Origin of the sequence: Nonomuraea sp. KM90, from assembly GCF_052246675.1 — a bacterium.
In the GTDB taxonomy this organism is placed as follows: Bacteria; Actinomycetota; Actinomycetes; order Streptosporangiales; family Streptosporangiaceae; genus Nonomuraea.
The window spans coordinates 22,193-40,299 of sequence record NZ_JBQQCB010000001.1; the positions used below are offsets into that span (position 1 = coordinate 22,193).

The 18,107-nt window shown below is 71.7% G+C and carries 12 protein-coding genes and 1 pseudogene; 1 reads left to right on the plus strand and 12 read right to left on the minus strand.

Annotation, left to right across the window (positions count from 1 at the left end):
* Positions 1–228: 228 nt before the first annotated feature.
* Positions 229–3,374 (plus strand): annotated as a pseudogene (gene ileS / locus ACTWPW_RS00085) (isoleucine--tRNA ligase).
* Between the two features lie 481 nt (positions 3,375–3,855).
* On the opposite strand, the gene ACTWPW_RS00090 reads toward ileS, so the two are convergent.
* The 12 genes from ACTWPW_RS00090 to mraY all read right to left on the minus strand — a co-directional run bounded on the left by ACTWPW_RS00090 (position 3,856) and on the right by mraY (position 17,654).
* Entirely contained in the window at positions 3,856–4,338 is a 483-nt protein-coding gene (locus ACTWPW_RS00090) for a hypothetical protein (protein ID WP_443167541.1), read from the minus strand.
* Positions 4,339–5,828: 1,490 nt separating this feature from the next.
* A complete protein-coding gene (locus ACTWPW_RS00095; RefSeq protein ID WP_364118442.1) occupies positions 5,829–6,704 on the minus strand; it encodes a DivIVA domain-containing protein in 876 nt (291 codons plus the stop codon).
* A gap of 105 nt (positions 6,705–6,809) precedes the next feature.
* Positions 6,810–7,097: a YggT family protein gene (locus ACTWPW_RS00100; protein ID WP_364118441.1), complete on the minus strand. Its 288-nt coding sequence runs from the start codon at positions 7,095–7,097 to the stop codon at positions 6,810–6,812.
* Positions 7,098–7,177: 80 nt separating this feature from the next.
* Positions 7,178–7,678: a cell division protein SepF gene (locus ACTWPW_RS00105; protein ID WP_364118439.1), complete on the minus strand. Its 501-nt coding sequence runs from the start codon at positions 7,676–7,678 to the stop codon at positions 7,178–7,180.
* A gap of 138 nt (positions 7,679–7,816) precedes the next feature.
* The gene (locus ACTWPW_RS00110; protein WP_443167831.1) at positions 7,817–8,560 is read right to left on the minus strand and encodes a YggS family pyridoxal phosphate-dependent enzyme; all 744 of its coding nucleotides are present in this window, start codon (positions 8,558–8,560) and stop codon (positions 7,817–7,819) included.
* A 108-nt stretch (positions 8,561–8,668) separates the two neighbouring features.
* On the minus strand, positions 8,669–10,141 hold the full coding sequence (ftsZ, locus tag ACTWPW_RS00115) for a cell division protein FtsZ (RefSeq protein ID WP_443167542.1): 1,473 nt from the start codon (positions 10,139–10,141) through the stop codon (positions 8,669–8,671).
* Positions 10,142–10,476: 335 nt separating this feature from the next.
* Positions 10,477–11,145, minus strand: coding sequence for a cell division protein FtsQ/DivIB (locus tag ACTWPW_RS00120; protein ID WP_375109266.1), 669 nt, complete (start codon positions 11,143–11,145; stop codon positions 10,477–10,479).
* Positions 11,146–11,469: 324 nt separating this feature from the next.
* On the minus strand, positions 11,470–12,867 hold the full coding sequence (gene murC / locus ACTWPW_RS00125) for a UDP-N-acetylmuramate--L-alanine ligase (protein ID WP_375109265.1): 1,398 nt from the start codon (positions 12,865–12,867) through the stop codon (positions 11,470–11,472).
* The gene (murG, locus tag ACTWPW_RS00130; RefSeq protein ID WP_364118429.1) at positions 12,864–13,940 is read right to left on the minus strand and encodes an undecaprenyldiphospho-muramoylpentapeptide beta-N-acetylglucosaminyltransferase; all 1,077 of its coding nucleotides are present in this window, start codon (positions 13,938–13,940) and stop codon (positions 12,864–12,866) included. Before murG ends, murC begins: the two co-directional genes overlap by 4 nt.
* A 12-nt stretch (positions 13,941–13,952) precedes the next feature.
* Positions 13,953–15,239, minus strand: coding sequence for a putative lipid II flippase FtsW (ftsW, locus tag ACTWPW_RS00135; protein ID WP_375109264.1), 1,287 nt, complete (start codon positions 15,237–15,239; stop codon positions 13,953–13,955).
* Positions 15,223–16,599, minus strand: a complete 1,377-nt coding sequence (murD, locus tag ACTWPW_RS00140; protein ID WP_443167543.1) for a UDP-N-acetylmuramoyl-L-alanine--D-glutamate ligase — start codon at positions 16,597–16,599, stop codon at positions 15,223–15,225. The genes ftsW and murD overlap by 17 nt, the downstream gene beginning before the upstream one ends.
* Positions 16,596–17,654, minus strand: a complete 1,059-nt coding sequence (gene mraY / locus ACTWPW_RS00145) for a phospho-N-acetylmuramoyl-pentapeptide-transferase (RefSeq protein WP_364118425.1) — start codon at positions 17,652–17,654, stop codon at positions 16,596–16,598. Before mraY ends, murD begins: the two co-directional genes overlap by 4 nt.
* Positions 17,655–18,107: the final 453 nt, after the last annotated feature.

Below are 18,107 nucleotides of genomic sequence, written 5' to 3' on the forward strand. Positions count from 1 at the left end.
GTTATGGTTTGAGACTGCAAGGCGTTGATGGGGCCCGACTGTGAGGGATATCACCCCGGAGCCGCCGGAAGAACGGCTCTCCCGAGCTCATTAGAACCGGCCGCAGACCAAATGGAGAGGGCCCCGCCCAGCGCGAGGCCAAGAAGGGTGGTACCGCGGAGCCGCCAGGCTTCGTCCCTTCACGCACACCAGCCAGCCGGCCGATCAAGCGTGGAGGTTCCGCCCGAAATGTCTTCCCCATCTTTCCGCTCTCTTCCCGCGCAGGTCGACCTGCCCGCGCTCGAGCGCGAGGTCCTCGACCGCTGGCGGGACGGGAAGATCTTCGAGCGGTCCGTGGAACAGAACTCCGGCAACCCGTCGTGGGTCTTCTACGAGGGCCCGCCGACCGCCAACGGCCTGCCGGGCGTCCACCACGTCGAGGCGCGCGTGTTCAAGGACCTGTTCCCCCGCTACAAGTCGATGCGCGGCTTCAGCGTGCCGCGCAAGGCGGGCTGGGACTGCCACGGCCTGCCCGTCGAGGTCGGCGTGGAGCGCGAGCTGGGCCTGTCCGGCAAGAAGGACATCGAGACGTACGGCATCGCCGAGTTCAACGCCAAGTGCCGTGAGTCGGTGCTGCGGCACGTGGACGCGTTCGAGCAGATGACCGAGCGGATGGGCTACTGGATCGACCTGTCCCAGGCCTACCGCACCATGGACCCGTCCTACATCGAGTCGGTGTGGTGGTCGCTCAAGGTCGTCTTCGACAAGGGGCTGCTGTTCCGCGACTTCCGGATCACCCCCTACTGCCCGCGCTGCGGCACCGGGCTGTCAGACCACGAGCTGGGCCAGCCGGGCGGCTACGAGACCGTCTCCAGCCCGTCGGTCTACGTCCGCATGCCCGCGACGACCGGCCCGCTCGCCGAGCTGGGCGCCGCGCTGCTGGTCTGGACGACCACGCCGTGGACGCTGGTCTCCAACACGGCCGTGGCCGTGCACCCGGACGTCACCTATGTCGCGGCCCGCACGGCCGACGGCGAGGTGCTGGTCGTGGCCGAGCCGCTGCTCTCGGTGCTCGGCGAGGACGTGACCGAGCTGGCCCGCTACACCGGCCGCGAGCTGGAGCACACCGCCTACACCCGGCCGTTCGACCTGGTCGACATCCCGGGCGCCCACTACGTGGTGCTCGGCGACTACGTCACCGTCGAGGACGGCACCGGCCTGGTCCACCAGGCGCCCGCCTTCGGCGCCGACGACCTGGCCGTCATCAAGAAGTACGACATGCCCGTCGTCAACCCGATCGGCCCCGACGGCCGCTTCCTCGACGACGTGCCCATGGTCGGCGGCCGGTTCTTCAAGGACGCCGACGAGGAGCTGACCGAGGACCTGCGGGCGCGCGGGCTGCTGTTCCGCGGCGGGCACCTCGAGCACAGCTACCCGCACTGCTGGCGCTGCCACACCGCGCTGCTCTACTACGCGCTCCCCTCCTGGTACATCCGCACCACCGCCGTCAAGACCAGATGCTGGCCGAGAACGCCGGCACCAACTGGTACCCGGACACGATCAAGTGGGGCCGCTTCGGCGAGTGGCTGCGCAACAACGTCGACTGGTCGCTGTCGCGCTCGCGTTACTGGGGCACGCCGCTGCCGCTGTGGGTGTGCTCGGAGGACGAGTCCCACGTGACGTGCGTCGGGTCGCTGGAGGAGCTGGGCACCCTGGCGGGCCAGGACGTCTCGGCCCTCGACCCGCACCGCCCGTTCGTCGACGACGTCACCTTCGACTGCCCGACCTGCGGAGGCCAGGCCCGCCGCGTGCCCGACGTCATCGACGCCTGGTACGACTCGGGCTCCATGCCGTTCGCCCAGTGGGGAGAGCGCGGCAAGCCGGAGGGCGTCTACCCGGCGCAGTTCATCTGCGAGGCCACCGACCAGACGCGCGGCTGGTTCTACTCGCTGATGGCCGTCGGCACGCTCGTCTTCGGCCAGTCCTCCTACGAGAACGTGCTCTGCCTCGGCCTCATCCTGGCCGAGGACGGCCGCAAGATGAGCAAGCACCTGGGCAACATCCTCGAGCCGATCCCGCTGATGGACCAGCACGGCGCCGACGCGCTGCGCTGGTTCATGGCCTGCTCGGGCTCGCCGTGGGCGGCCCGCCGGGTGGGGCACAACACGCTCGAGGAGATCGTCCGCAAGGTCCTGCTGACGCTCTGGAACACCGCGTCGTTCTTCACCCTGTACGCCAACGCCGAGTCCTGGTCGCCGGCCAAGCTGTCCGAGGCCACCCCGCCCGGCCAGCGTGCGCTGATCGACCGCTGGGCGCTGGCCGAGCTGCACAGGACGGTCGCCGAGGTCACGGCGGCGCTCGACGAGTACGACACCCAGCGCGCCGGCCGCCGCCTGGCCGACTTCCTCGACGACCTGTCCAACTGGTACGTACGCCGCTCGCGCCGCCGCTTCTGGCAGGGCTCGGAGGACGCGTTCGCGACGCTGTACGAGTGCCTGGAGACCGTGATCCGGCTGATGGCGCCCATCACGCCGTTCCTCACCGACCACCTGTGGGACGTGCTGCGCGCGGCCGACGCGCCCTCCTCGGTGCACCTGGCCCCCTGGCCGGAGGTGCGCGAGGACCTGCTCAACCCGGCGCTGTCGGACCAGATGGCCCTGGTGCGCCGGCTGGTGGAGCTGGGCCGCTCGGCCCGGGCCTCGTCGGGCGTCAAGACCCGCCAGCCGCTGCGGCGCGCCCTGGTGGGGGCGCACGACTGGCCGTCGCTCCCCGGCGAGCTGCGTGGCCTGGTGGCGGAGGAGCTGAACGTCCATACCCTGGAGGACATGTCGGGCTTCAGCGCCGACCTCGTGTCCTACTCGGTCAAGCCCAACTTCCGGGCGCTGGGCAAGCGGTTCGGCCCCCGTACCAAGCTGGTGGCGGCCGCGGTGGCCGCCGCCGACGCCACCCGCGTGGCCAGGGCCCTGCGCTCCGGCTCCACGGTCATGGTGGAGGCGGACGAGCTGGGCGAGATCATGCTCGGCCCCGACGAGGTGATCGTCAACGAGCAGCCCCGCTCCGGCTGGGCCGTGGAGACGGGCGCGATCGGCACGGGCACGGGCGAGACGGTGGCCCTGGACCTGGAGCTCACGGACGACCTGCGCCGCGCGGGCCTGCTCCGCGAGGTCATCCGGCTGGTCCAGGAGGCCCGCAAGTCGACCGGCCTGTCGATCACGGACCGCATCACCCTGTGGTGGACCAGCACGTCCCCCGACCTGGCCACGGCGCTCCGCTCGGAGGGTCGCGTGGTGTCGGAGGAGGTCCTGGCCACGACCCTCACGGAGGGCACGGCCGAGGACCTGCCGTCGCACACGGACGAGGACCTGGGCCTGACCTTCCAGCTCCGCCGCGCCTGACCCGGCCACGCCCGGGAGTTCACGAGGGCAACACGGCACACAAGGGGCGCGCCCGACCGGGCGCGCCCCCTTCGCCTGCCACCCCCCGCAGTCGCCCCCACCACATCACCCCCGCACCGCCCACCCGAACGCCGCACCCGCCAGCACCCCGCTCATCTCACAGCAGCGTTCACGGCACCACACAGCACCCCATCGACCGCAGCGCCACACAGCAGCGGATCCCGCGCCACACATCAGCAGGCCCAGCGCCACACGACAGCGGATCCCGCGCCACTACAACAGCGGGCCCAGCGTCGCACCGCAACGCGCTCCTTCGCGTCACCCAGCCAGCCCAGGCCCTCGCCCTCGCCCGCGCCCTCGGCCTCGCCCAGGCACCAAAACGGCCCCCAGCGTCACGCTGAAGGCCGTGTCAGGACAAACGGGACCGAGCCCCTGGATCCGGATCCGGTGGGTGTCAGGAGCTCCTGCAGCCCCTCCTCAGTCAGCCGACCGTCTCGCGGTCGTGCTGGCACACCGAGCAACTGGTCAGCCCGGCCGCTTCCGCCGCGGCGAGCGTCATCGTCTCCACGCCGGTCTCCCCGGCCCCCCGGATCAACGGGCAGGCGGTGCTGTGGTAGCGGCGAGTGCCGATGATGACCTTCACAGTCCCCGGCCGCTCACCCCTGCCGCCCCCGGCAGCCCCCTTGGCCCCGGCGGCGGACTCGTCACCGGTCTTACCCCCGGACGCCTCGGCCTTGGCCCCAGAGACCTGCCCCTTCCCGGACCCACCGGAAACCGGCGGCCGGGACGCGCCCGAAGAGGGCCCGCCCTTGGACGACGAGCCGCTCCCCCCGGTTCCCGGCGCCTCCCCCTTGGCAGCCCCCGGCTTGGTGCCCGACGGTCTGGCCGGCGCCCCGGTGGGCAGCGGCCCCTTCGGCTTGGCCTCCGACTCGGCCGACGACGCGGGCCGCTCGTGCAGGATCACGGTCTCTCCCGCGGAGGACGACTCCTCACCCGGACGAGACGAACGCTCCGACGGCTTGGCAGCCGACCCCCCTGGCCGCCCAGGCGTCACGGACGCGGGCACCCGAGGCTGCGGCGCGGTAGCGGGCCCTGAGGAGTCATCGTCCTGCACACCCGCCTCAGAGGACCGCCCGAGCGAGCCCCCACCCTGACCAGACCGGTCACCGGACTGACCAGACCTGCCGCTGGAACCGGGCTTGCCCGGCCCGGCACCCGGCTGCCCCGGCTTGGCCGCAGGCTTGGCGCCACCGGGCTGCTCCGGCGTGGCGGCAGTCCGCCCGGGCTCGGCCCCAGGACGGCCGGACGTGCCACTGCCCGGCTGACCCGGCTCGGCACCAGCCCGCCCAGCCCCGGAGCCGGGCCGCCCGGACGGCTCACGCTGCCCGGACTGCTCAGGCGCGCCACCGGACTGACCACCCGGCTGCGCGGCTTTCGTACCGGCTCGTCCGGGCTCGTCCGGTGTGTCACCGGAGGGCTGCGACGGCCGGGTCTCATCGGAAGAGGGCTCACCCGAGGAGGGCGCGCCCGACTCGGCCTTGCGCGCGAAGGGCGGCGGCCGGAAGTAAGAAGTCTGCTGATCCGCCTGCTCATCATCCGAATCAGATTCGGGGGCGGCGGAGGAGGATGCCCTGGCCTGGCTCGCGGGAGCGGCCGAGGGACCCGAGGGACGGCCGAACCACCCGGTGGCGCCTTCCTCGTGGGCGGCGGCAGGCTCCGGGCTGGGGGTGGAAGCCTTCGTGTCGGGCTTCGGCGGGGCGACCGGCGGACGTAGGTCGCGGGTCTCCGCGGAGTTTTCGGCTCGGCTCCCGACGGTGGGATCCGTGGCGAGAGCGGGGCCCGGGGCGACGACGGGCTCGGGGTCGGCGGCAGGCGGCAGCTGCCGTCCGCCGAGCGCGGCGTCAGGCAGGCACGCCGTGCAGGGCGTGAAGCCCTCCTCGCGTGCCTCTTCGTACGTGAGCTCCTCGTGATCCCGGCCGATCAGCTGCCTGCACCCGGGGACGTGGTAACGCTTGCGTCCCGGGATCACCAGCACGATCGCATCCGGCGAGATGCCGCTCGCCGCCGGTCGGCGGGGGGCGGCGGCCGGGACGGTCGCCGTCCGCTGCGGAGGCTGCGGATGCGGCTGGGGTTGCACGTGCGGCTGCGGGTGCGGCTGGTGGGCCATGGGGCCGGTCTGGTTGTAAGGCGGAGCGGGCGGCATGAGCCCCTTCGGGGGGGTGGCCGGCGCAGCGGCCTGCCCACCTCCGGGAAAAAGCTCGTTCCGCCGCAGGAACGCCCCGATCACCAGGAACAGCGCGGACAGCACGCTGACCACGATGGACCACATGATCAGGAACGGCTTCGCCAGTACGAAGCCCGCGATCAGCAGAACCACTGCCGCGAGCACCAAACCAGCACTGATAAGGATCACAGGGGGCTCTTTCGAGTGACAGGTCCTAGTGACCCGCTACTTTACCGGCGGTCGTTGTGCGGACCGTCACCGCCGGGGAAGGCGCCCTGCGGAGCCTCGCCGCCGAACGGGTTGGGACCACCCGGAAGGGGCGGCTGGCCACCCTGCGGCACGGCGTGCGACATGGCGGGAGCCTGGCCCTGCGGACCGGACATCACCGGGAAGCCGCCGCTGCCCTCCGCGGAGACGTTGAGCTCGGCGAGCTGGTTCTCCAGGTAGAGCTTGAGCCTGCTGCGGTATTCGCGCTCGAAGCTGCGCAGCTCCTCGACCTTGCGCTCGAGCTCGTCGCGGGTCTGCACCAGCGAGCCCATCGCCTGGCGGTGGCGCTCCTGCGCGTCGCGCTCGAGCGTCTCGGCGCGGGCACGGGCGTCGCCGATGACCTGCTCGGCCTGGCGGCGGGCCTTGGTGAGGATCTCGTCGGCCTCGCGCCGGGCGCGGGTCACCGTCTCGTCCGCCTCCCGGCGGGCGTCGGCGATCGCCTGGTCGGCGGTCTGCTGGGCGAGGGCGAGCACGCGGGCCGCGGTGTCCATGTTGTCCTCGGCGGGAGGCATGCTCATGGCCACGGGGACCGGCTGCTGCTGCTGCATCGGCGGCGGCTCGGGGGCTCGCATGGGCTCCGGCTGCGGCGGCCCCATCATCTCGGGCTTGGGCTGCTCCTGGACCGGGGCGGAGGCCATGGGCATGTTCATGCCGCCCGGCACCTTCCCGCGCAGGCACTCGGCCAGCTTGGCGCGGAGCTCCTCGTTCTCTTGGATCAGGCGGTCGAGCTCAGCTTCCACCTCGTCGAGGAAGGCGTCGACCTCTTCCTCGTCGTAGCCCGGCCGCAGCCGGGTGGTACTGAACTGCTTGTTCCGCACATCAGCGGGCGTCAGCGGCATTTTTTGGTCTCCTTGGCGCGCTTGGAGTCTGTCCGGAGGACGGTAACCCGAATCACTTCAGCGCGGACACGAGTTGGATCACGACCGGCGCCACACCGGCCCGGCTCATCGCAGCGTTCCGGCGATCTGAATCAAGATCAGAACCACGATGAACAGGACAGTGAAGCTTAGGTCAAAGGCCACCGTACCCAACCGGAGCGGAGGAATGAAACGGCGGAGGAACTTGAGAGGTGGGTCAGTTGCGGTGTATGTGGCCTCGGCCACGACCAGCACGACGCCCGAAGGCCGCCACTGACGGGCGAAAGCCTGCACCGTCTCGAAGATCATCCTGCCGATGAGCAGCACCAGGTAGAGAGACAGGACAACGACCAAGATCCCACCGACGACGTCCACGGCCCGGCCGCGCCTCCACTTCTGATGTGCCCTCCCGGTCTCGGCGAGACCTGGTTGGGTCCGATAGGCATACAGAGACTCTAACTCTGGTTGAAGAATCCGCGTTCCGCGATTCGGGCCTTGTCCTCAGCGGTCACCTCGACATTGGCAGGGGACAACAGGAACACCTTGTTGGTAACACGTTCAATGCTGCCATGTAGGCCAAAGACCAGACCTGCCGCGAAATCGACGAGGCGCTTCGCGTCACTGTCAACCATCTCGGTCAGATTCATGATGACCGGGGTGCCGTCGCGGAAGTGCTCTCCGATCGTACGCGCCTCGTTGTACGTCCGGGGGTGGAGGGTCGTGATGCGGGCCAGATCGGTCGTGCGGCGTTCCAGGATCGTCGTGGTGGGCCTGGGCGCGGGGACCCCGGCTTCAGGCTCGTCGTCGCGGTCCTGGACCGCCACGGGCCGTTCCTCGCCGGTTCGCTGGACCTCGTCGTCGTAGGCGTACTCGTCCGTGTAGGTCTCGTACCTCTCGTAGCGGTCGTCCTCCACGAGACCGAGGTAGACCGCCATCTTGCGCATCGCGCCGGCCATCGCTAAGTCGTCCTCCTGCTCATGGTCGCACTCGCTCGGGCCCGTCGCCGTGTCCGAGGCGGTAGCCGTACCCCCCTGGAGCTCACCGCTGATCGACCTCTACTTGGTCATGGGCTTGAAGACCCACTTGAGGGGACATTACCTGACGAAGGGCTTGCGACGGCCGAGCAACGCCGTACCGACCCGCACGTGTGTCGCGCCGTAGGCGATGGCTTCCGTGAGGTCCTCGCTCATGCCCGCGGAGATCATCGTGGCACGTGGATGCTGCTCCTGGACGAGCCGCGCCAGATCCCGCAGCCGGGAGAAGGCCTTGGCCGGGTCCTCCCCCAGCGGCGCCACCGCCATGACGCCGCCCAGCCACACCCCGTCGGCCAGCGCCACCTCGTCCGCGAGCTCGAGCAGGTCGGCGGCGCGCGCGCCGCCCCTGGCGGGGTCGTCGTCGAGCGCGACCTGCAGCAGGCAGCCGACCCGGCGGCCCTGGCGGACCGCCTCCTTGCTGATGGCCTCCACCAGCCTGAGGCGGTCGACGGAGTGGACGACGTCGGCGTACCCGACGACGGAGCGGACCTTGTTGGTCTGCAGCTGACCGACGAAGTGCCAGGTCAGCGGCAGTCCGGCGAGCTCGTGGGCCTTGGGGGCGGCCTCCTGGTCGCGGTTCTCGCCGACGTCGCGCACGCCCAGCTCGGCCAGGATGCGCACGTCCTCGGCGGGCCGCGTCTTGGTGACGGCGATCAGCGTGACCTCGCCCCGGTCGCGCCCCACCGCGTGGCAGGCCTCGGCGATGCGCGCGTCGACCTCGGCGAGACCGGCCGCGATCTCGTCCCTTCTCACGTCCCTCTCCCCCTCACTACTGCCGATGTCCTCCATGCCCGCATACGACATGCTCACGTACGAAATGTCCGCATAAGACATGTCCCACGTACGACACTCCCGTCCGCACACGACGGCGCCGCTCCCGTTTCCCTGCGGGGAGCGGCGTCAGGCGAACTGCTACTTGAGGAAGTCGGGAACGTCGAGCTCCTCTTCCTGCTCCTCGAAGATCACCCGAGGACGTTTGGGCGGCTCCGACATGCGGGAGGTGATGGGCGTGGGCGGGTTGGCGGGCTCGGGCGCGGGCCGGGGGATCGAGATGGGGCCGGACGGCTCGTCGGCGGGCTCGCCGGCGTCCGTGCGGGAGTCGTGCACCGGCTCCACCGGGCGCACCGGCTCGGGCCGGGGCTCCGGACGCGACTCGGGACGGAACTCGGCGCGCGGCTCCGGACGCACCTCGGCCCGCGGCTCGGGGCGGGGCTCCGGACGCGGCTCGGGGCGGAAGTCGGCGCGCTGCTCGGACCTGAAGTCCGTACGGGGCTCCGGACGCACCTCAGGGCGCGGCTCAGGGCGCAACGTGGGCGGCTCGGACTTCACACTGGGGGACGCCATGCTCGGCCGTGGAGGCGACGCCGGAGGCGGCGCGGCGGCCTGGGCCGCGGCGGGCCGGCCCGCCGGACGGGTCACCGGCTTCTCCGTCGGCCCCGGCACGTCGTCGAAGCCCGCCGCGATCACCGTCACGCGCACCTCGTCGCCGAGCGCGTCGTCGATGACCGTACCGAAGATGATGTTGGCGTCGGGTGCGGCGGCCATGGACACGAGCTGGGCCGCCTCGTTGATCTCGAACAGGCCCAGGTCCGAGCCGCCCGCGATGGACAGCAGCACGCCGTGGGCGCCGTCGATGCTGGCCTCCAGCAGCGGGCTGGAGACCGCCATCTCGGCCGCCGCCACCGAGCGGTCGTCACCCCGGGCGTGGCCGATGCCCATGAGGGCGGAGCCGGCGCCCGACATGACCGACTTGACGTCGGCGAAGTCGAGGTTGATCAGACCGGGGGTGGTGATCAGGTCGGTGATGCCCTGGACACCGGAGAGCAGCACCTGGTCGGCCGCCTTGAACGCGTCGAGCACGCTCACCTGCCGGTCGGAGATCGACAGCAGCCGGTCGTTGGGGATCACGATCAGCGTGTCGACCTCGTCGCGCAGCGTCTCGATACCCGCCTCGGCCTGCGACGCCCTGCGTCGTCCCTCGAAGCTGAACGGCCTGGTCACAACACCTATCGTGAGCGCGCCGAGCGATCGGGCGATGTTCGCCACGACCGGTGCGCCGCCGGTGCCCGTGCCACCGCCCTCGCCCGCCGTGACGAAGACCATGTCGGCCCCCTTGAGGACCTCCTCGATCTCCTCACGGTGGTCCTCGGCCGCCTTCCGGCCGACATCGGGGTTGGCGCCCGCCCCCAGTCCGCGCGTGAGCTCGCGGCCCACGTCGAGTTTCACATCGGCGTCACTCATCAGCAGCGCCTGGGCGTCGGTGTTTATCGCGATGAACTCGACGCCCTTGAGTCCCTCCTCGATCATCCGGTTGACGGCGTTGACTCCGCCGCCGCCGATGCCGACGACCTTGATGACCGCGAGGTAGTTCTGCGGTGCTGCCACGACGAGGGGCCTTTCCGCTCGTTGACTTGCCATTTCGGTGCGGATTGTCTCCGCTTTTGTCAGTTCGGGTAACTCTCAACCTCAGGTTGAGATTTAGATTTATGTCAACCTGAGGATTGATACGGACAGTAGGAGTTACGCTCCAGGCGGGTCAACTAACCGCGCCGCAAGCACGTCCGGCGTGTCGCGGGCTGTCCGTTTCGCTCCGCAGTCACGCCTGGTCGCGGCCCTCCTCTGCCGAAAGTCCGGCTTACAGGCTCTCACGCCGCGAGCCCCGCCTCGCACAGGCTCGGCGATGCCCTTGCCCCTGAGTTGCCAGACCCTGACGATCACGATCACTTCAGCGTCACCACGTCGGGAGAACTGACGTCGTAGAGGGTGACCGCTCTTTCGCGTTTGAGCAGCGAGGTCAGGATGCGGCCTTTCTCCTCGGGCCGGTCGGTGCCGCCCCAGATGACGGTACGCCCGTCCGACAGAACGAGGGTGACGCCTTCGGCCGTCCCCGCGCGTACCTGCCTGACCCGGCCCGCCACCTCGCTCGGCAGCGCCTCGATGACCTTGAGCGCCGCCGTCATGGTGGGGTCGCCCGCGGCCGGACGGTCCACCTTGAGCAGCGGCAGCATCGGCGGCGCCGCGGACCTCACCTCGATCACCACGCCCTGCCCGTCGACGATCGCCATTTTGTCGCCCACCGGGACGGCGGCCACCGGCTCGCGCTCGACCACCTCGATCTTGAGCGTGCCCGGCCAGACCCGGTCCACCTTGGCGGTGGCGAGCTGCCGGATGCCCAGGACGCGGGTCTCGACGTCGGCGAGGTTCACGGTGGCCAGCGGGTGGAGGTCCGCCACGCCGGCCTGCTGCTTGATCCGCTCGCTCGGCACTGTGAGATTTCCCACGATCTCGATCGAGCGCACGCCCAGCACGGGCGAGAAGAACACCAGCCAGGCGGCCGTGCCCACCACTCCCGCCGTCAGCAGCACCAGGAACGCCGTGCGCGCCTTCATCACCCTCCCACCCCGGCCGGCCCGCGGCCGATGTCGGCACCGAACCTACGCCGACGCGCGGCGTAACCCCGCGCGCCACGCCCAAACACCACCCCGCCGGGGTCGCCGGGAGAGCGGGCGGCCGCCCGCCGCCTCCCCGGTGCCGGCGTCCATGATCGCTTCGCCACCCGGTGCTCGCCGTCGCCGACCGCCCCGGCGTCTCGCTCCGGCCGCACCGCCGTGTGCGTGCCCTGCCCCTGGCCTCTCACTCCACGACCCCAGCCACGAACGGCGGGGCAGCCGCCGGGCAGCCATGCGGGTCGGGACGGCCAGGGCGGGGACGGTTCAGGCCAGGCGGGCGACGATCTGCGGCCCGAGCTCGGTGATGTCGCCCGCGCCCATCGTGAGCACGATGTCGCCGGGCCGCGCCCGCTCGGCCACCATGGCCGGCACCGCGGACCGGTCCGGCGCGTACGCCACCCGCTCCGCCGGCAACGGCACCTTCCCGGCCACCATCGCGCCGGACACCCCGGGCTCGGGATCCTCCCTGGCCCCGTAGACGTCGAGCACGATGGCCTCGTCGGCCAGCCCGAGCGCCGCCCCGAACTCGTCGGCGAAGAACCGGGTGCGCGAGTAGAGGTGCGGCTGGAAGATCGCGATGACCCGGCCGGTGCCGGAGTAGGAGGCCACCACGTCGCGGGCGGCCCGCAGGTCGGCGGTCAGCTCGGTCGGGTGGTGGGCGTAGCTGTCGAACACCGCGATGCCGCCGGCCTCGCCCTTGGCCTCGAAGCGCCGCTTGGCCCCGGTGAAGGCCCCCAGGCCCTCCCTGATCTCCTCGAACGGGAGCCCCAGCTCGTCGGCCACGGCGATCACCGCGGTGGCGTTGAGCGCGTTGTGAGCGCCGGGAACGGCCAGCCGCACCTCGCCCCTGCCCTCGATGGAGAACACCGTGCCGAACCCGTCGGGCCTGACGTCGCCCACCCGGTAGTCCTCGCCCGTCAGGCCGTACGTCCTGACCCTGAGCCCCCGCTCCCTGGCCCGCCGCGCCACCTCCGCCGCGCCCGGGTCGTCGGCGCACGCGATGAGCAGCGAGCCGATCCGGTCGGCGAACCGGGCGAAGCTGTCGTGCACCGCCCGCGGGTCGCCGTAGTTGTCGAGGTGGTCGGCCTCGACGTTGGTCACCACGGCGATGTCGGGGGCGAGCATGAGGAAGGAGCCGTCGCTCTCGTCGGCCTCGGCCACGAAGACCCGCCCCTGCCCGTCGTCGGCGCCGAGCCCGGTGGTGACGAGCTGGCCGCCCACGCAGTAGGACGGGTCGGCGCCGCACTTCTGCAGCGCGACGGTGAGCATGGAGGTGGTCGTGGTCTTGCCGTGGGTGCCCGCGATGGCGACCGCGGTGCGCCCGGCCATGACGGAGGCCAGCGCGGCGGCCCGCGGGATGATCCGCAGCCCCTGCTTGAGCGCCTCGCCCAGCTCGGGGTTGGAGTCGCGGATGGCGGTCGAGACGACCACGGTGTCGACGTCTCTGATGTGCGAGGCGGCGTGGCCGATGTGCACGGTGGCGCCCAGCTCGCGCAGCTCGGTGATCTGGTCGGAGCTGCGCGCGTCGCTGCCCGAGACGCGTACGCCGCGCTTGAGCAGGATGCGGGCTATGCCCGACATGCCGGAGCCACCGATGCCGATGAAGTGCACCCGCCCCAACTCTTCCACGGTGACGGGGTCGACCAGCTTGACGAGACTCATCGGGCTATCTCCAACACTTTCCTGGCAAGCATGATATCGGCGTCCTTCCTCCCCAGTCTGGAGGCGGCCTCCGACATGACGGCGACCCGCTCTGGATCGCGGAGGATGGGCAGCACGTTGCGAATGATCCAATCAGGTGACAACTCGGCGTCGTCGACCACCAGGCCGCCGCCGCCGTGCACGATGCGCTCGGCGTTGATGCGCTGCTCGCCGTTGCCGTGCGGGAGCGGCACGTAGGCCCCGGGCAGGCCGACCGCGGTCAGCTCCGCGCAGGTCAGCGCGCCGCTGCGGCACAGGGCCAGGTCCGCGGCGGCGTAGGCGAGGTCCATGCGGTCGACGTAGGGCAGCAGGACGTATTGCGGGTCGCCCGGCGGCGGCTCGTGCTCGACCGTGTTCTTCGGGCCCAGCACGTGCAGCACCTGCACGCCGGCCCGGCGCAGCGCGGGCGCGGCGGCCAGCGCGGCCTGGTTGAGCGACCGGGCGCCCTGCGAGCCGCCGAACACCAGCAGCGTCGGCCGGTCGTTCTCCAGCCCGAACCAGGAGCGCGCCTTGTCGCCCATGGACAGCCGGTCGAGCGTGACGATCTCGCGGCGCAGCGGCGTGCCGATGAACTCCGCCTTGGGCAGCGCGCAATCGGGGAAGCCGCTGAACACGTGGTCGGTCAGCCGCGCGCCCAGCCGGTTGGCCAGCCCGGGGCGCGGATTGGCCTCGTGCACGACGATCGGCAGGCCGCGCCGCTTGGCCGCGAGGTAGGCGGGGGTCGCCACGTAGCCGCCGAAGCCGACCAGGATGTCGGCCTTGACCCGGTCGAGGATGCTCGCGGTCGCGTTGATCGCCCCGGCCAGCCGGCCAGGCACGGTCAGCAGGCTCGGAGTGATCGCCCTCGGCAGCGGCACGGCGGGCACCAGCTCCAGCTCGTAGCCCCTGGCGGGCACGAGCCGCGTCTCCAAGCCGCGCTCCGTGCCCACGCAGGTGATGCCGACGCTCCGGTCAAGATGACGCAGCGCGTCCGCAAGGGCGAGCGCGGGCTCGATGTGCCCGGCCGTCCCCCCACCGGCGAGGACCACCCTCATCTCGGTCACTCCCTAACGTGTCGCTCGGCCTCTGGTCATACCCCCCAGGCCAAGCCAGCTTAGGGCCCGGGCGGCCGGTCCGGGGCCACGAGCCGCCAAGGCCTCCCGCGCGCCGGGCTCGCGCTTGGCGAACGACAGCAGCATGCCGAGCGCGGCGAGCGTGGGCAGCAGCGAGGAGCCGCCGTACGAGACCAGGGGCAGCGGGATGCCGGTGATCGGCAGCACGCCGAGCACGGCCCCCATGTTGACGGTCGCCTGGCCCACGATCCACGCCACCATGGCGGCCGCGGCCAGCCTGATGAAGGGGTCGTTGACGCGTACGGCCACGCGCAGCCCCGCGTACCCCAGCAGCCCGAACAGCGCCACCACCATCAGCGTGCCCATCAGCCCGAGCTCCTCACCGAGGATGGCGAAGATGAAGTCGCTCTCCCCGTGCGGCAGCCAGCTCCACTTCTGCCGGCTGCTGCCCAGCCCGAGCCCGAACCAGCCGCCCGAGCCCATCGCGATCTGCCCCTGCACGGCCTGGTAGCCCGCCCCCTGCGCGTCGGCCCACGGGTCGAGGAAGGCGCCGATGCGCGCCATCCGGTACGGCTCCACCTTGATCATGATGACCGCCGCCAGCACCGCCAGCGACAGGATGCCGCCGAACAGCTTGACCGGCGCCCCCACCACCCACAGCAGCGCCAGGAAGATCATGAAGAGCACCAGCGTGGTGCCCAGGTCGCGGCCGAGCATGACCATGACGGCCAGGATCGCGGTGCCGGGCATGAGCGGGATCAGCATCTGCCGCCACTCGATGCGGCCCTGCCGCGCCCGCCTGGCCAGCAGGTCGGCCCCCCACAGCGCGAGCCCGAGCTTGGCCGGCTCGGACGGCTGGATGGTGAGCGGGCCGATGTAGATCCACCGCTGCGCGCCCAGCTCGGAGGAGCCGATGAACAGCACCATGACCAGCGCGATGATCGACAGCGCCATCATCGGGTAGCCGGCCCAGCGGAAGAACTTGACCGGCAGCCGGGAGCAGGCGTACATCACGGGCACGCCGATCGCGGCCGACAGCGACTGCTTGATGAACCAGGAGAACGGGCTGCCGGTCTTCTGCAACGCCTCGATGCTGGAGGCCGACAACACCATCATCAGCCCGAGCGCGAGCAGCAGCGCGCTGCACATGATGATCAGGTAGTAGGTGGTCAGCGGCTTGTCCAGCAGCTCCTTCAGCGTGCCGAGCTGCTCCCGCGCCCAGTGCGCCGGACTCTCCTGCGCGGCGGCCGGCCGCACCCGCTCCTCAGCGCTCGTGCTCACGTCGCGCCCTCAGCTCGCGTACGGCACGCGCGAAGGCCTCCCCCCGCGCCGGATAGTTGGCGAACATGTCCAGGGAGGCCCCCGCCGGGGAGAGCAGCACGGTGTCCCCTGGCGAGGCCAGCCGGGCGGCTTCGGTGACGACTCTTTCCATCGCACCAGTGTCCCGATCGGCGATGTCCACGAGCGGGACATTCGGCGCGTGTCGCGCAATGGCTTCGGCGATCCGCGCCCGGTCGGCGCCGAGCAGCACCGCGCCGCGCAACCTGGGGGCGGCCTGGCTCACCAGCTCGTCGACGTCGGCGCCCTTGAGCTGGCCGCCCGCCACCCACACCACCGACGGGTACGAGGCCAGCGCGGCGGCGGCCGCGTGGGGGTTGGTGGCCTTGGAGTCGTCGATGTAGTCGACCTCGCCGATCCGGTCCACGTGGGCCAGCCGGTGCGGGTCGGGCACGAAGTCGCGCAGCCCCTGGCGTACGGCCTCGGAGGGCACGCCGAGCGAGCGGGCCAGGGCGGCGGCGGCCAGCGCGTTGGCCACGTTGTGCGGGGCGAAGGGGCGCACGTCCTCCAGCGTCGCCAGCTCCTCGGCCGCCTCGACCGGGTCGGCCACGAAGGCGCGGTCCACCAGCAGGTCCTCCACCACGCCGATCTCGCCCCGCTTGGGCACGCGCAGCGTGAACCCGACCGCGCCGGGATAGGGCGCGGCCAGCCGGGTCGCCTCGGGGTCGTCGGCGTTGAAGATCACGGTTCCGGCGCGCTCGTAGATGCGGCCCTTGGCGGCGGCGTACTCCTCCATGGAGCCGTGCCAGTCGAGGTGGTCGGGCGCCACGTTGAGGATCGCGGCGGCGTGCGGGGCCAGCGTGCCCGACCAGTGGAGCTGGAAGCTGGACAGCTCGACCGCCAGCACGTCGTACGGCTCCGCGACGGCCTGCACCACGGGCACGCCCACGTTCCCCACGGCCAGGGCCTTGCGCCCGTCGGCCAGCAGGATCGAGGTGAGCATGCGCACGGCGGTGGTCTTGCCGTTGGTGCCGGTCAGCGCCAGCCACGGAGCCGCCTGCTCCGGCCGCAGCCGCCAGGCCAGCTCCACCTCGCCGACGACCTCGACCCCGGCCCGCAGCGCGGCGGCGATCAGCGGATGGTGCGGCGCCCACCCGGTGGTGACCAGCCGCGTCGCGCCCTCGGGCAGCACCATCTCCCCGAACCGGGTCTCGACGCCGACCCGGGCCAGCTCGGCCGCGGCGGCCAGCTGCCGCTCGCCCTCCACGGCCTCGACGACCACGACCCGCTCGCCGCGCCCGGCCAGCACCCGGGCCACGGCGGTGCCGGACACGCCGAGCCCGGCCACGCAGGTCGAACTCATCGGGGCATCCACTCGACGTAGAACAGCCCGAGCCCGAGCGCCGCGCACAACATCGCGATCAGCCAGAAGCGGACCACGATCGTGGTCTCCGCCCAGCCCTTGAGCTCGAAGTGGTGCTGCAGCGGCGCCATCCTGAAGACGCGTTTCCCGGTCATCTTGAAGGAGCCGACCTGGATGATGACCGACAGCGTGATGATCACGCACAGGCCGGCCAGGATGATCAGCAGGAGCTGCGTGCGGGTGGCGATCGCCAGGCCCGCCAGCACGCCGCCCAGGGCCAGCGAGCCGGTGTCGCCCATGAAGATCCGGGCGGGCGGGGCGTTCCACCACAGGAACCCGATCAGCGCCCCCAGCACGGCGGCGGCGACCACGGCCAGGTCGAGCGGATCACGCACCCAGTAGCAGTTGGGGCCGAGCTGGTCGATGCAGTTGTTGCGCAGCTGCCAGTTGCCGATCAGCACGTACGCGGCCAGCACGGTGCCGGTCGCGCCACTGGCCAGGCCGTCGAGGCCGTCGGTGAGGTTCACCGCGTTGGAGAACCCGACGATCATGATGAGCACCCAGATGGTGAACCCGACGATGCCGATCGAGGGGCCGAAGTCGCGCAGGAACGACACGCGGGTCTCGGCGGGGGTGATGCCGTACACGTTGGGCTGGCGGACCACCAGGACGGCGAAGACGGCGCCCACGATGAGCTGGCCGAGCGCCTTGGCGCCGCTGCGCAGGCCCAGGCTGCGCTGCTTGTAGATCTTGATGAAGTCGTCCAGGAACCCGACCGCGCCGAGCCCCGTCATCAGGAACAGCACCAGCATGCCCGACACGGTCGGCGGCGTGAGCATGGCCAGGTGGGAGGCGCCGTAGGCGAGCAGCGCGGCCAGCACGAACACGGTGCCGCCCATGGTGGGGGTGCCCCGCTTGGCGTGGTGGCCGCCCTGCTGCAGCTCCTCGCGGACCTCCTGGCCGTAACCGCGCCGCGAGAACAGCCGGATCGCCAGCGGGGTGCCCAGCATCGAGAGGATCAGGCCCACCGCACCGGCGATGATGATGTTGGTCACTGGGGGGCACCTCCGAGCACCAGCTCGGCCGTCCGCTCCAGACCCATGGCCCTGGGCCCCTTGATCAGCACCGCGTCACCCGGCCGCAGCCACGCGGCCAGCTCGGCCGCCGCCGCCTCGGCATCGGGCACGTGCACGATACGGGTCGGCTGCCCGTAGTAGCCGCCGGGAGGCCCGCCCACGGGCGGCGCCGGCGGCCCCTGCCACCCCTGCCCGGGAACCGGCTGCGGCATGGCGCCCGCGTCGGGCCCGTGCCACCCGGCGCCCTGCGGACCCGGCGCCGGGAGACCAGCAGTCTGGGGGCCAGCGGTCTGGGGGCCGGGGGCATGCGGGCCAGGCAACGGCTGCGCGGGCCCAGCGGGCGCCTGAGGCCCGGGAACCGGCGCTCCGGGCAGCGGGACCCCGCCCGCCGGCTGTGCCCCGTGCTGTGCCCCGTGCTGGGCCCCCTGCTGG